Genomic DNA, 13,309 nt, shown 5'->3' on the forward strand with positions numbered 1-13,309 from the left:
TCATGGCCCTGCTGTTCGACACAGACTTCAAGCGCCCAGCGGATTCCCTCGTCTTCCGCCGCCTCGACGGACGCCTCTTCACCGAGGAGGAACAGGCAATCGTCCGTAACGCCACCATCGAAGAACTCCAGGCCGCAGGCGTCCACGTCCACAACCCCGAAGCCCAAGTCGAGGCAGAGGAAGCCGCAACCACACTGGCAGAGCTCCTACTCAAGTACGCCGTCAAGCACCACGGAACCCTCGCCGCCCTCATGACCGACGAAGACCTCATCGAGTACGACCGATTGGGCGTCATCGTCGCTGCGGGAACCGACAGGTTCCCCCCGCACGACTGAGCACAAGGCTAGGACGCCCATATGGGGCCTCGACCGGCGGCTGGGAGAGCCTCCCAGCCGCCGTCCGCACTGCTCGGTGCAACCCGAGCTCGTTGCGATATCGGCGCCTGCGCCCCGGGCATCTCCTCGCGACCGCACCTGTCCGACAAGCGCACTGTGCCTCCGGTGTTCCACCCGCCGAGATCCAGCGGTAGCCGCGGTGCGAAAGAGAGATTCGGGAAGGACGACGGAGGAGTCGTCCTGCTGCTCGCCTGTTCGAGGAGTGCGGTCGATGGGCAGGCTGGAGCCGTTGAGGGTGGCGACGAGCTAGCCGTCAACCCTCGGTACCTACGGCCTCCCGCGAGCCAGCAACACCAACACCGCCGATAGCCAAGGTCGCAGCCGTAGGGAGCGGCTTGACAGTGCGCCCCGGCGGTTTGCGGAGGCACGGCCAATCAAAGCGAGGACCGGATCGGCTTTGACCGAACCCCACTAGTTGACCGACCAACGTGCGCAGGTGTTGTCATTAGGCGAAAGTGAACAGGCTCTTCCCCTGCTGCCCCATCCTCCGCGGTTACGGTGCCGCCCATGCGCGAGGTCGAATACAAGAGCCACGGCGTCCCACTCGAGGACTACCAGCTCACGCGACGTGACCACCAATGGCAGAAGGAGCTGGAGGGGATCTGCGACCTTGCCAGTCGACGCGTCGATGAACACATGGCCGAGGTGCGAGCGAACCCCGAAATGGCGGAGCGCCAGCGGGAGCACCTGGAGGAGGTCTGCAGGCTGATGCTGTCCTTCAAGACACCGGAATACATGATCATGCGGTGGCGGGTTCGGCTCTACTGCGGGCACATCGCCGAGACCTCGCGTCACAGCGAGAACGCCAAACCCAGCCGCAAGACTCGCTGCCCGGAATGCGGGAAGAATCCCTCGACGATCGTGGCCTTCGAGCCTCTAGGACTCGCCGGCGAACCACCCACCCCATCGAAGGCAGAGCTGCCTGCGCCGGCAAGACGCACTCGGGCTGATCTAGAACGCCGCGTGGCTGCGCTGGAGAAGGAGAATCAACTCCTGCGGACGGAGCGAGGTAGGGGCTGACAGGCCTCCGGTCACCCGATCACGGCGTCGAGGTGCTGTTGCACCGGCTCGAAGATTCCGTACGGGACGTAGCGCGGGATCTCCGCAAGGGTTGCCCAGGCGACCTCGGCTATCTCGTCAGCGTCCGCAACGTGCGCCGTTCCTCCCACCACCGCGCACGCTGTGTATGACATCAGCTGACCGGTGACGGGGTGGACGCGCTCACCTAGCAGCGTCACCGCGGTTACATCCAGGCCGGTCTCCTCCTTCGTCTCCCGCACAGCGGCAGCGTGCCCCGTTTCACCAGCCTCGACCTTGCCTGCCGGGAACTGCCAGGAGAGTCGTCCCTCCGCCACGCGGCGTCGCACCAGCAGCACCTGCCCCTCGTGGACGACCACGGCAGCGGCGACGGCTTGCTGCTGGACTTCGTCCGGGGAGAGGACTGGTCGCTGCTCACTCACCCTGGCTCCGTAGGTGGGACAAGACGTCGGTGAGCCCTAGGTCGTATCGGTCCTTGTCTCCTTCCCAGCGCGACATCACCGCAACCGCGGCCTCGGCCATGTCTGCTGGTAGACCCGCCGCGCGGAGGGTCTCAGCGATGTCCTTCATCTCCGGTGCCCAGCGCCAGGCTCGCGCGGCCACGCTGGGCAGGTATCCGGGGTCGGCGAGGATGTTGGACGCCATCACCTGCGCCTCGGCCGTGAGCTCGTCGCCCACGCCATGAGCATCTGCAAGCGCGTGGGCCACGCCGGCGAGGGTTCGGGCGGCCTTCTGGTAGCTGGCGAACGCCATCTTCAGCGCGGAGGCGGAGCCGACGCTGCCGCTCGCGCGTCGGACGTGCAACGCGGTGTCCTTGAACACGGGCGCCACCGTGTCCACGGCCTGGGCTTCGCCGGCGAGGTAGAGGCGAGCAGCCCGCTGGCCACCGGGCGGCGGGCCGAAGATCGCACCGTCGAGGACTACGGCACCCGGCCTGATCTCCTCCGCGATTCGCTGCATGCGCTGGGGGTTGATCGCGTTGGCGTCCACGTACACCCCGGCGAAGGCGTAGTCGGCGACCGTGGTCGCCACGTCCTCGGCGGCCTGCGGCGGGCAGATCGACAGGACGATCTCGCTGCGTTCCAGTGCCTCGTCGAGCGAGTCACATGCGGTGGCGCCAGCTTCCTTCGCGCGTCGGTGGGTGGCGTCGCTGCGGCCTTCTGGCGCCCACAGCACCTCGTGGCCTGCCTTGACGGCCTGGGCGGCGACGGCCGCGCCCATGGCGCCGGGGTGCAAGAGGGTCACGGTCGTCACTGGCTGCCTCCTGGCGGGAGCTGAGCGGGCATGCGTTCCTGATGAGCAATGATCACCTCACGGAGGCCGATCGCGGCAGGTGATCCGGCCCCGGGGTGCAGCGCGAGCTGACGGCTGAAGTGGCCGATGCGGCGGTCGACGCTCTCGGTGCGGCGCCGGGCACTGACCCCGAGGACAGCGTGGATCTGCGTCGCGGCCCCGTCGATGTCTCCTCGGCCCAGCCGCGCCATGGCCAGGTCCATGCGGGCCAGGGACATCTCGCCGAGGCGCTGCTGCTCCGGCGGTGCGGACTGGAACATCTCCACCGCTTCGTCGGCGCGGGCCTCGGCGTCGCTGAGGTTCTGGGTACCGGCAAGCCAGAGGTGCGTGCTGCTGGAGTAGAACAGTTGCTTCTCAGCGGGGAAGGCCATCATTCCGCCGGGCAGTTCGTCGCCTTCGACGAGACGCTCGCGCAGGCGGTCGGCGGCGCTCAGGGAGGCCAGAGCATCGCTGCCCCGGTTGAGCTGGCCGTAGGCGCGTGCCTTGATGCTCTCCAGCCGGATCTGCGCCGTGCCGGATTCGGGGGTGAACGCGCTTCCGGAGTCGGCGAGGCGTACGGCATCTACCGGACGTCCGTCCCAGTACGCGATGAGTGCCTGGAGGCCGCGTACCCAGGAGCGCAGTCCGTTGTGGCCGGCGAGCTCGCCGAACAGGAAGGCGGTGCGTGCCTGTGTCTCGGCCGCGTCGTAGCGGCCCAGGTCAAAGCTGGCGTTCGCCAGTACGCCGCACAGGACACCGGCGCCCACGTAGAGGTCGGAGGTGTACCGCGGTGGCTGACGACCTTCGAGGAGTTCGAACGCGCGGTCGCGCAGGGCGCGAACCTCGCGGAACAGGGGCCCGACGGGCCGGTTGGGGTACGTAATGACGAGGCGGCGAATGTCAGCTTCCAGCTGCTCCAGCGTGTGCGGTCCCACGTTGCTGCTCTCTGCCCTGGCCGCGAACTGCGCCGACTCATTCGCCGCCGCCATGACCACGTCTTCAAGGCCGTACTCGGATGGATCTACTGCTTCGCGGTCGTCAGCCGCTGTGTGGTGGGGCGAGGCCCCCGGCTTGGACTCCGTGGGCCCGAGGAGTCGGGCGGCCGGGATGCCCGGGAACATGAACTCCAGGACGCGGCGGGAAACGGTCTGCGGGGTCCGGACCTCGCCGTGCGCGTACCGGAAGAACTGGCGCTTCTCGATCGTCGCGGTCGCGATCGAGGGTGGCCCCTCCAGCTCGGCTAACTGCTTGGCCGCCTGCTCGTAGCGCCGCTTGAAGACCTGGTAGTCCTGCCAGCCCCGCTGGTTGATCAGGGTCTGGAAGAGGGTCGGTCCTGATGGCTCCACAGCCGCTCCCTCATGCCGGGGTCCTTGTCCGGTCTCCACGCTAGACATCAACAGCCGTCGATCGCAGATCTGTTGTCCAGAAATTCCAGGCGGACAGCGAATAGACATCGGTTAGGCACGAAAGGGCGGCGTTCGGCGTTGCTCAGGGCCTCGTTCAGGCGGGAGCCGCCGGGAACACTTCGTCTTCGCCCCGGCAAGACAGCGGCCCTGCGAGGCCGAGTATCCGCCGTGGTTACGCAAGTCAGGCAGCCCAGGAGGCCCGCTCATGGCAGCGCACCACCAGCTCGCGTTCACCGTCACTCACTCGCCAGCCGCCGCCCAGGAGGCACGACACCGCGTCGTCGCCGGCATCCGTTCCTGGGGCATACGGCTCGACGAGGAGGCACTGGACGGAATCGAGCTGGCGGCCGGCGAGCTGATCACCAACGCCGTGCGCCACACCGGGTCGGGGCCTGTCACCGTCAGCGTCTACCAGGAGGGGCCGGTGCTCGTGGTCGAGGTGCACGACGTCGCAAAGGTCCTGCCGCGGCCCGAGCCCTTGAGCGAGTGCGCCGAGTCCGGGCGCGGTCTGCACCTTGTATCAGTGATCGCCGACCGCCACGGTGCCGATCTGACGGCGACGGGCAAGCGCTGCTGGGCGGAGTTCAATCTGCCCAGCAGCGTGGGTGATCAAAGGGCGGATCAGGGCAGCCGTCGTGATCGGCGTCTCCCATCTGGCCATGCCCGCGAAATGGCTGATCGGGCGGCAACGAGGGTTCGCGTACCGGCAGCGGGCTCGCCATCGCACACCCGAACGAGGGCCGGGCGTCGGACCGGATCTCGAGCCGCGAGCAGGCCCGTTGCGGACCGACGCATCGACTGAATAACGCTGATCCGAAGGCAAGTTGGGGGCCTAGACTCGTGGGCTTCCCTGCGGCACCGACCGGTCACAGTCGGCCCGGGGATAAGTAGTCCCCGAGCCTCTCCCCGGCCGGGCCCACGAATCAGCATCTGTACCAAGTGGAGGTTTCGCTATGCCCGAGAAGGTCACGAAGGAAAAGGTCCTCGTCTACATCGTGCGCGACGGGCGCCTGCTGGTGTTCCGCCACACCGACTACTCCTACGAGGAGGTCGGCATCCAGGTCCCCGCGGGCAGCATCCGCCCCGGTGAGACCCCGGATGCCGCCGCTCTGCGCGAGGCCCGCGAGGAGACCGGCCTGTCGGACTTCAAGATCGTCCGCAAGCTCGGCGAGACCGAGTACGACATCAGCCCGTACCGGTTCGAGATCCAGCACCGGCACGTCTTCCACCTGGAGCTCACCGAGCCGACCCCAGAGCGGTGGATGAGCCAGGAGGACCACGACGGCGAGCAGGAGCCGACTCACTTCGAGTGCTTCTGGATCCCGCTGGAGGCCGCGCACATTCTCCAGTCCGGCCAGGGCGCCCTGCTGGGGCGTTTGTCCGACTAGCCATTCATCCGGTCACGGCAGCATAGGAGGGGGCAGCCGATGAACCTCAGCACAGAACAGCGCCACACGATCGACGGGCTCTACCGGAGCCTGGACGCCGATGACACCGGCACCGCGGTGTCGGTCATCGTCAAGACGCGCGGCGAGACGTGCGACATCGACTGCCTCTACTGCTACGAGAAGCGCAAGGAGGCCCCTGGGGGTGCCAGGGTCAGCGCCGACCAGATCAGACGCCTGGCCAGCATCTTCAAGGGCCGCAAGCTCGCCGTCGAACTCCACGGCGGCGAGCCCCTGACCGCGGGGCGGGAGCATATCGGCGAGATCCTCGCGGAGCTGGCCGGCATGCCGCAGGTCGTCCGCGTCAGTCTGCAGACCAACGGTGTCCTGCTCGACGCCGACTGGCTCGACATGTTCGACGCCCTCTGCCCTGACCTCCGGATCGGCATCTCCCTCGACGGTGACGCCCAGGGCAATGCCTGGCGTGTCGGCTACGACGGCAAGCCTGTGTACCCGCGCGTCGCCGCCGCCCTGAACCTACTCGCGGAGCGGGGCCGGAGCGTCGGTGTGATCGCTGCGGTGACCCCGGCGGTGCTGGACCGCGCCGAAGAGGTGCTGGACCACCTCGCCAGCTTCGATTCGGTGAACGCGATCAGCTTCGTACCCTGCTTCGACTCCACGATCCGCCGTTCCACGGCCCTGCCGAGCACGCGCAAGTCGGCCAGCCGACTGCTTCAGCAGGCTGCCGTGAACGCAGCCGATGGCCCGGCCTGGGCGATCCATCCCGACGAGTACGCCCAGTTCGTCCTCGCCGCCACCGCTCACTGGATCACCGCCGGACACTTCGCCCGTATCAAACTGGAACCGGCCGTCTCCACGATCCGGCGATTACGGGGGCTGACGACAGGCTTCTGCCACTTCTCCGACCTCAAGTGCGACCACGTCTTCACCCTCTACCCAGATGGCCGCCTCGGGAGCTGCGACGAACTGCCCTGGCCTCAGGCCCGCCTCACCCAGCTGGAGTCCACGGCCGACGAGCACGAGGTGGTCCGCGCCCAGCAGGACTCCCTCCTCCTGAATCAGGGCAAAGCCTTGATGGACAAGTGCACGACCTGCGACTACCGCACCACCTGCGGCGGAGGGTGCATCGCCACCCGCTGGCGCCAGGACCCGACCAACGATCACGACGCGTACTGCGACTACCGCATGCGGATGATCGACGGCGTCGCCGCGCTGCTGGCCCAGCCCGCACAACCCGCCGGCGCCTGGTGCCAGAGCCTGCGGTGGCGCCCGCGCACCCCGAACAGCATGCGCGACGCGAACGCCTTCCTGACCAGCTGGGACACTCCCGACCTCGTCGGCAGCGAAGTCAGGCTGCACACCAGTGAGCACGGCAACATCAACACCATGGGCCTCGCCGGTATCCACGAGGCCGACGATCTGACCCCAGGCCACCCGATGTGGCGGGCGGCCATCGAACCCGGCGTCTGGCCGTTAGTCGACACAGTCACCCGAGCCTGGGGGCTCGTCACGTACGACAGCTGCCAGGGCCACCAGTACACCGGCGCGGACCTGGCCCCAACAGGTCTACGCATCGGGCTCCTCCCCCGCGACCGCCAGGAGTACGCCCGCGCTGCTGCGGCGCTGTGCCGGGCCGCCACCTTCGCAAGCGCCCTCCTGCCCGCGGGCATCGAGGTCAACATCGGCCGCTCGGAGCTCACCTGCGAGAGCACGGGCACCACCACCCCGGTCCTCGACCTGAGCCTGGACCCCGGCGCCGGTCAGGGGTGGGACGGCTACTTCGCCCGCCTGAACGAGGCCACCGCTGTGTTGGCCGCAGCCCTCGACGCCGAGCGCCCCAAGGCCGAATCCGTGTGCGCCTGCCCGCTGCCGGTGTCGCCGCAAGCCCCCGAGGAGGTGCTGCGATGAAGCCCGGCGACGCGGTCACCATCCACCAGCTCCTGGGACGCATCGCCTACTTCCACACCCTGTTCATCGAACCCGCCCTCACCTCCAGCAAGCAGCCCCGAGCGGGCGAGGCCTGCTGCAACCACAAGGACACCTCGGGATTCGGACAGCCAAACATCGGTACCGTGCTGGCCAGTACCGCTTGGGCAGTCCTCGACGAGATCGCGACCACCCTCGGCAAGCACCTTCGCCTCTGCCCGGACTCCGACCACCGGTGCTGCGCGGCCTGCCGCATCGCAGCCTCCGGCGCCGGCATCGCCCAGGCATGGGCAGTCACCGAACACCGCTCGTACGGCCTGCCGCTACCCGCGGACCCTCTCCTGCGGGCCTGCCGTATCGCGGCCGCATCCCGTCTCGCCCTCGTCTTCGCCCAGCAGCACAAGACCTCGTGCCGCGCCCTGGCCCAGGCCGAGACACCTGATGCTGGCCTGCTGCCCGACAGCGCCACCTTGCCGTTGACCGGAGAACTCCTCGCCCTGTGGCAGGACCCGCTGGCCGCCACCCGCAGCCCGGTCGTCAGCTGGCTCAACCATTGCACGGACCTGAACGACATCCACCACGTGCTCCAGCAAGGGGGAACCACGAAGTGATCCACATAGCCGAGACCGTCGGCGTCGGAAGCATCGAGAACTTCCTCAGCAACGCCGAGCGTGCCCACCTCGCCGACCTGATGAACGACGTCCTGACCAGCGGCGGCACCAGCAGCTTCGGTGACGAGCGCCGCACCTCCATCCACGAAATCCCCGGCCACAGCCCCGAACAGGCCATGGCCGTCTACGAGCCGGCCGGACGCGTCGAGATCCCCTCGATCCCCGAGACCGCCGAGAAGCTCCTGGGTGACGCCTTCGAACGCGCTCGCCCGGCGCTCTCCCGCGTCATGCCCTCGATTACCCTCTGCCGCCCGTGGACGTACGTCGAGTACGGCGTGGGCCAGCACATCACCAGCCACCTCGACGGCATCGCCCCTGACCCGCTCGCCTGGCCGCGCCAGATCGCCGGCATCAGCGTCGTGATCACCCAGGCCGACGCCGGAGGCGACTTCTACGTCGAGACCGCCTCCAGCGACCGGCTGTGGAACGGCAAGGCCCCCGATGCCTCCTCGAACGGCTACGCGGAGGGCATGTGGCTGGCCCACGACGGAGCCGACAACTCCGCGACCTGGTTCCAGCAGATGCCCCGTACCCGTTGGAGCGTCGCCCCGGCCCCCGGTACCGCCCTGCTCTACGGCTCCCAGCTCGCGCACGGAACCCTTCCGGTCACCGCAGGCCGGGTCGCCAAGTTCATCAGCTGGCTCATCGCCGAGCCCACCGCGGCCGGGTGAGCGCGTGCTCCTGGCCTTGGAAGGCATAGCCGGCGCCGGAAAGAGCACCCTCCGAGACCGGCTCCTGGCCACCGCCCACGCCGAGGACATCCCCCTCAGCCACATCGGCCAGTTCTCCTGGCTCTCCCACTCGGCCACTCGCACGTTGATCCACCTGCGAGCCGGGCACGGGGGCGACGAGCAGGAGGCCATCGAGGCCGCCGCCCAGGACCTGGCTCTGCACTCCCGCTTCAACATCGCCGTTGCCCTCACCGAGGGCCCGGTCCTCGCCGACCGGCTCACCCTCTCCACCGCCTGCCTGCTCGCCCTGCTCCACCGGCAGCCCGTCGACGCGTACGTCGAGCGCCTCGCCGAGCAGACCCAGGCCCGTCCGCAGCTGACCGTTCTGCTGACCACCGAGCCCGACATCTGCCACGACCGCATCACGCGACGTGCGACAGAGCGCCGCTTCACCGAACGGCCCGAGGCCGCCGCACGGCTGGCCGACCTCTACAACGAGGCCGCAGACGCCTGGACCAAGGCCACCGGTCTTCCCGTGCTGAAGCACGCCTGCACGACCCATGCCGACCTCGAAGCCCTGGTCGACGCCTGCATGGAGGACCTCCACTCGGCCGGCATTCCCACGGCCACGAACAAGGAAGCGAGTCGATGAACCTGCACCCGATGCATCCCGCAGCCTGGGTCCTCGACCAGCTCCGCACGGACGGCTGGCACATCGACGACCTCCTCGCGTTCACGCGGGCCAGCACCCTGGTCAGAGCGAGCCGCCCCGGCCAGGAGGACGTCGTACTGAAGGCGGGCTTCGGCAGCAACCACGTCCTGGCCGAGCTCGACCCCATCGAGAAGCCCGCCGCGTACGGCTTCTACTGGTACGCGCAGCTGACCGAGACCGAACGCGCCCTCACCCGCGAAGACTTTCGCCACGAGGCGGAGCTGACCGCCGCCGGAGGAACCGATCACATCGTCCCGCTGCTGCAACAGGGCAGCTCGGTTCGGTTCGACTGGTACACCATGCCGCACTGCGACGGCGGGAACTTCCGGGCCTTCATGGCCACATCCAAGGACACCGGCAAGGGCCTCAGCATCCTCGCCGACGTCGCCGGCGGCCTGGGCAACCTGCACCAGCGTGGAATCGTCCACCGCGACGTCTACCAGGAGAACATCCTCATCGACCAGGGTCGGGGCCTGATCACCGACCTCGGAGCCGCCCGCCGCCTGTCCGCTCCGCGCGGGCCTGAACACCGCGGCCCCGAGGTGCACTGGCCGCCGGAGTACCTCACCGGCTACCACGAGGCGGCCCCGGCAGCCGATGTCTTCAGCCTCGCCGTCCTCGTCTACCGCTACCTGTGCGGGGACATCCCCCGCCTGGCCGGCCACACGAACCTGCCCTTCATTCCGGAGCCTCTGCGCAGCGTCGTGATCGCCGCGCTCTCCGACGACGCGGGCGACCGGCCCGCCATGAACGACCTGCGCACCGCGCTCTGCACCGCGGCCGACCTGCACAAGCGCTGACCAACGCGAAGGAGCCGCTCATGCCCAGGGCGAGATCTCCGCCCCGTAGCCAGCACCACACCACAGCAAGCGGAACAAGCCGAAGCCAACGAGACCGAAAGGCGGAACACCCCATGAACCAGGACCGCATCGCTGACTTCCTCGCCAACGTCGAGGACCTGCGCGGCGAGGACGAGACCGTCCGTACCACCGCCCACACCTCCAGCGTCTCGGCCGAGGGCTGGCCGGCGGCCGAGGCGGAGACCACCACCGCCTGAACATCCACAGCCGCCCGGCGCTCTGAGCGCCGCCGGTGAACACACCTGGGGCCGGGCTACCAGCACCTGCGGCCCGGCCCCAGGCCCACCACCGAACAGGAGAGCCGCCTCGTGGACACCCTCGCCGACCTCTTCGGCCTCCCGCCGATCGACCGCCTGCACCACGAGCGGACGCAGCGCATCCACGCGCTCATCCGCCCCGAAGCCCAGCCGCCGCAGCCCAACACCAGCACAGCGGCTGACTACTGCCTGGCCCACCACGCCCTCGAAGGAGCCGAAGCAGCCGCCCGCGCCGGCGATGCCCCTACCTTCGACTGGTACGTCGCCCACCCCGACGCGGGGGCCACCACCAACTCCATCCCCACAACGGTCGGCGCCCGCGTGGTCGTCGCGCCCACACTCGCCGACCTGCCCCGATCCGCGATCTCCGAGACCCCCTACTACGTCCTGGGCCCCGGTTCCGAGCCCGCCCAGCCCCACCTGCGCAGCCTCGCGGCAGACGCGTACGCCAGCGCCGCGCGGGCGGGCTTCGGCGATCTGCTCGCCGCGCACGCCGTCGTCCTGTGCCTTCTGCGGACGAAGAACCTCGGCGAGACCCTCGACAGCTGGACCATCAGCCGCCTACCGGGCACGGTCTTCATGGACCACGTCGACGACCCGGTCGTCCTGGCCCGCGACCTCATCCACGAGGCCGGGCACAACTGGCTGAACGACGCCCTCGCGGCAACGGGATGCAAGATCAGCGACGCCGCGCACTTCTACTCCCCGTGGAAGCAGACGATGCGGCCGGCGTTCGGCTTCCTCCACGCCTGCTGGGCGTTCCCGCTCACCATGCTGTTCACCGCGCACGCGCTGACCAGCACCACGGGAGACCTGCACCGGTTCCTGATCGCATACCTCGACAAGCAGCGAAGCCTCCTCGCCGGAACCGCTCCCGATCACGCCCGCGCTCTGGAGCTGATCAGCGACGATGGTCTCCGCTACCGCCTCGCTGCCGCCCATCGCCAGGCACTCGCCCTGTGAACGCGGTCCAGAACGAGGAGCCCGGCCTGTCCCTGCTGGTCCACCGGCCAGGCGAAGAACCCGCTCTTCTGCACACCGGTCTGGCTAGCCTCGAACACGGACTGCCCATCGGACCGGACACCAGCTTCAACGTCGGCTCGGTCGCGAAGCAGATCACCGCCCACCTGATCCTGATCGCCGCGCATGACAACCTCCTGCACCTGGATCAGCATGCCGCGGACCTGCTGCCCCGACTCAAGATCAGCGACGTCACCATCGCGGACTTGGTCACCCATCGATCGGGCATACGCGACGCCGAGTCCCTGCTCTCCCTCGCCGGGTTCCGGGACCTCGACCACTACACGGCCGACGACCTGCGAACCCTCGCCTACCGGCAGGACCAGCGCGCCGTCCCCGAAGGCCACTTCCTCTACAGCAACACCAACTACCTCCTCCTGGCAGAGATCCTCGAAACGGTCCACCGCACCACGCTGCCCAACCTCGCCCGGCACCGCGTTTTCGGCCCGCTCGGCATGCACTCCACCCACTTCAAGACGGACCCGCGCCAGGTCATCCCCGGAGCCGCATCCGCCTACCAGGCCATCCACCACGGCTGGCGGCACACAGAAGTGCCGGTCACCCTGCCCGGCCCCGGAACCCTATGGACCACCGCCGGCGACCTCGACCGCTGGCTCACCCATCTTCACCAGCGCTGGCAGCACCCCCACCAGCTCCCCTGGCAGGAGGCTGTCGACTACGAGCCCAGCGACCACGACCCCTACCTCTACGGCCCCGGGCTCTACGCCGACGCCCGCCCCGGCCGCACCGCCGTCTTCCACTACGGCCACGAACAGGGTTTCTCCGCCGCTGCCCACGTGGAAGCATCAGGGCTACGCGTGATCGCCCTGTCCAACAACGCCGGGCTCTCGGCCGACCGCGTCACCGCCGCCATCCTCCGGGACCTCCACCAGCAGCCGACGCTGGCCCAGAAGGAGGCCCTCGTCCGCGCAGCAGCCCGGGAGCGAACCCCAAGCACTGCCATACAAGATCAGCCCACACCCGACGATCTCGGCCAGCACACAGAGCTCGGCACCTTCGCCTGCGACCAGGCCCCCGGCAGCCTGCGCCTCACCCGCAGAGCCGACGCTCTCCACCTATGGCGCCGAGGAACATGCGACGAGCTCACCCCCATGGGTTCGGGCATCTACGCAGGCAACGGCTACACCCTCACTGTGCCCAGCAGCACGGACCAGGTCGACCGCTTCGCCCTCGACCTCGACCGCGCCCCCGGACTCACGTACATCCGTCAGTAGTCACCGCCGCAAGGCACCATCTGACTTCCCCACCCACAACCGGTGAAGACGCGAACCGAACTGGAGACTCCTGATGCTCAACCACCTGGTGATTCCCGGGATCGCGGCGTACACCCACGAAGGTCTGCCCACGCCCGCCCAAACCGATGACTCGAACGCATGGGTCGACGGTGTCTGCTGGCTGTACTGCGGCCAACGCCGGACACGCGTCTTATGGATAGGGCCAGCGAGCGTCGCGGGCATGCAGGCGCCGATGTTCGCCTGTGACCCCTGCATCTCCGAACTCCACAAGCGGGTATGGCAGTCCATCCGCGTCAGAGACGAGCCGCACCGAAGCAGCACCCACACGCGAATCGAGGTGGACGACCATCCCCGAACACGCGGAGGCCGCCACCGAGCCCGCAGCAGTTCCCTGCATGCATGAAGCACACCACCCGCCT

The 13,309-nt window shown here is 68.6% G+C and carries 15 protein-coding genes; 12 read left to right on the forward strand and 3 right to left on the reverse strand.

Annotated features, from left to right (window positions below; translation table 11 throughout):
• Positions 1–2 precede the first annotated feature (2 nt).
• Positions 3–335 carry a hypothetical protein gene (locus OG594_RS00205; RefSeq protein WP_266594490.1) on the forward strand — a complete coding sequence of 111 codons (333 nt, stop codon included), beginning with the start codon at positions 3–5 and terminating at the stop codon, positions 333–335.
• 567 nt (positions 336–902) lie between these two features.
• The gene (locus OG594_RS00210) at positions 903–1,415 is read left to right on the forward strand and encodes a hypothetical protein (protein ID WP_266594491.1); all 513 of its coding nucleotides are present in this window, start codon (positions 903–905) and stop codon (positions 1,413–1,415) included.
• 11 nt (positions 1,416–1,426) lie between these two features.
• On the opposite strand, the gene OG594_RS00215 is transcribed toward OG594_RS00210, so the two are convergent.
• Genes OG594_RS00215 through OG594_RS00225 form a run of 3 tightly spaced genes read right to left on the reverse strand, consistent with a single transcriptional unit; the run spans position 1,427 to position 4,051 of the window.
• Positions 1,427–1,855 carry an NUDIX hydrolase gene (locus tag OG594_RS00215; protein ID WP_266594492.1) on the reverse strand — a complete coding sequence of 143 codons (429 nt, stop codon included), beginning with the start codon at positions 1,853–1,855 and terminating at the stop codon, positions 1,427–1,429.
• Positions 1,848–2,687 carry an NAD(P)-dependent oxidoreductase gene (locus tag OG594_RS00220; RefSeq protein ID WP_266594493.1) on the reverse strand — a complete coding sequence of 280 codons (840 nt, stop codon included), beginning with the start codon at positions 2,685–2,687 and terminating at the stop codon, positions 1,848–1,850. The genes OG594_RS00215 and OG594_RS00220 overlap by 8 nt, the downstream gene beginning before the upstream one ends.
• Positions 2,684–4,051 carry a hypothetical protein gene (locus OG594_RS00225; RefSeq protein WP_266594494.1) on the reverse strand — a complete coding sequence of 456 codons (1,368 nt, stop codon included), beginning with the start codon at positions 4,049–4,051 and terminating at the stop codon, positions 2,684–2,686. The genes OG594_RS00220 and OG594_RS00225 overlap by 4 nt, the downstream gene beginning before the upstream one ends.
• Positions 4,052–4,316: 265 nt before the next feature.
• Between OG594_RS00225 and OG594_RS00230 the strand changes: the two genes are divergently transcribed.
• The 10 genes from OG594_RS00230 to OG594_RS00275 all read left to right on the forward strand — a co-directional run bounded on the left by OG594_RS00230 (position 4,317) and on the right by OG594_RS00275 (position 12,869).
• The gene (locus tag OG594_RS00230; protein WP_266594495.1) at positions 4,317–4,913 is read left to right on the forward strand and encodes an ATP-binding protein; all 597 of its coding nucleotides are present in this window, start codon (positions 4,317–4,319) and stop codon (positions 4,911–4,913) included.
• Between the two features lie 151 nt (positions 4,914–5,064).
• Positions 5,065–5,499: an NUDIX domain-containing protein gene (locus OG594_RS00235; RefSeq protein ID WP_266594496.1), complete on the forward strand. Its 435-nt coding sequence runs from the start codon at positions 5,065–5,067 to the stop codon at positions 5,497–5,499.
• 39 nt (positions 5,500–5,538) lie between these two features.
• On the forward strand, positions 5,539–7,425 hold the full coding sequence (locus OG594_RS00240) for a radical SAM protein (RefSeq protein WP_266594497.1): 1,887 nt from the start codon (positions 5,539–5,541) through the stop codon (positions 7,423–7,425).
• Positions 7,422–8,054: a hypothetical protein gene (locus tag OG594_RS00245; RefSeq protein WP_266594498.1), complete on the forward strand. Its 633-nt coding sequence runs from the start codon at positions 7,422–7,424 to the stop codon at positions 8,052–8,054. Before OG594_RS00240 ends, OG594_RS00245 begins: the two co-directional genes overlap by 4 nt.
• A complete protein-coding gene (locus OG594_RS00250) occupies positions 8,051–8,785 on the forward strand; it encodes a hypothetical protein (RefSeq protein WP_266594499.1) in 735 nt (244 codons plus the stop codon). The genes OG594_RS00245 and OG594_RS00250 overlap by 4 nt, the downstream gene beginning before the upstream one ends.
• A 4-nt stretch (positions 8,786–8,789) precedes the next feature.
• A complete protein-coding gene (locus tag OG594_RS00255; protein ID WP_266594500.1) occupies positions 8,790–9,437 on the forward strand; it encodes a hypothetical protein in 648 nt (215 codons plus the stop codon).
• Positions 9,434–10,297, forward strand: a complete 864-nt coding sequence (locus OG594_RS00260; RefSeq protein ID WP_266594501.1) for a protein kinase — start codon at positions 9,434–9,436, stop codon at positions 10,295–10,297. The genes OG594_RS00255 and OG594_RS00260 overlap by 4 nt, the downstream gene beginning before the upstream one ends.
• Positions 10,298–10,410: 113 nt before the next feature.
• Positions 10,411–10,554, forward strand: coding sequence for a hypothetical protein (locus OG594_RS00265; protein ID WP_167347301.1), 144 nt, complete (start codon positions 10,411–10,413; stop codon positions 10,552–10,554).
• A gap of 111 nt (positions 10,555–10,665) precedes the next feature.
• Complete coding sequence (locus OG594_RS00270) at positions 10,666–11,577, forward strand: HEXXH motif-containing putative peptide modification protein (protein WP_266594502.1); 912 nt, start codon at positions 10,666–10,668, stop codon at positions 11,575–11,577.
• A complete protein-coding gene (locus tag OG594_RS00275; protein WP_266594503.1) occupies positions 11,574–12,869 on the forward strand; it encodes a serine hydrolase in 1,296 nt (431 codons plus the stop codon). Before OG594_RS00270 ends, OG594_RS00275 begins: the two co-directional genes overlap by 4 nt.
• Positions 12,870–13,309: the final 440 nt, after the last annotated feature.

The sequence above is a fragment of the Streptomyces sp. NBC_01214 genome (genome assembly GCF_026340975.1).
In the GTDB taxonomy this organism is placed as follows: domain Bacteria; phylum Actinomycetota; class Actinomycetes; order Streptomycetales; family Streptomycetaceae; genus Streptomyces.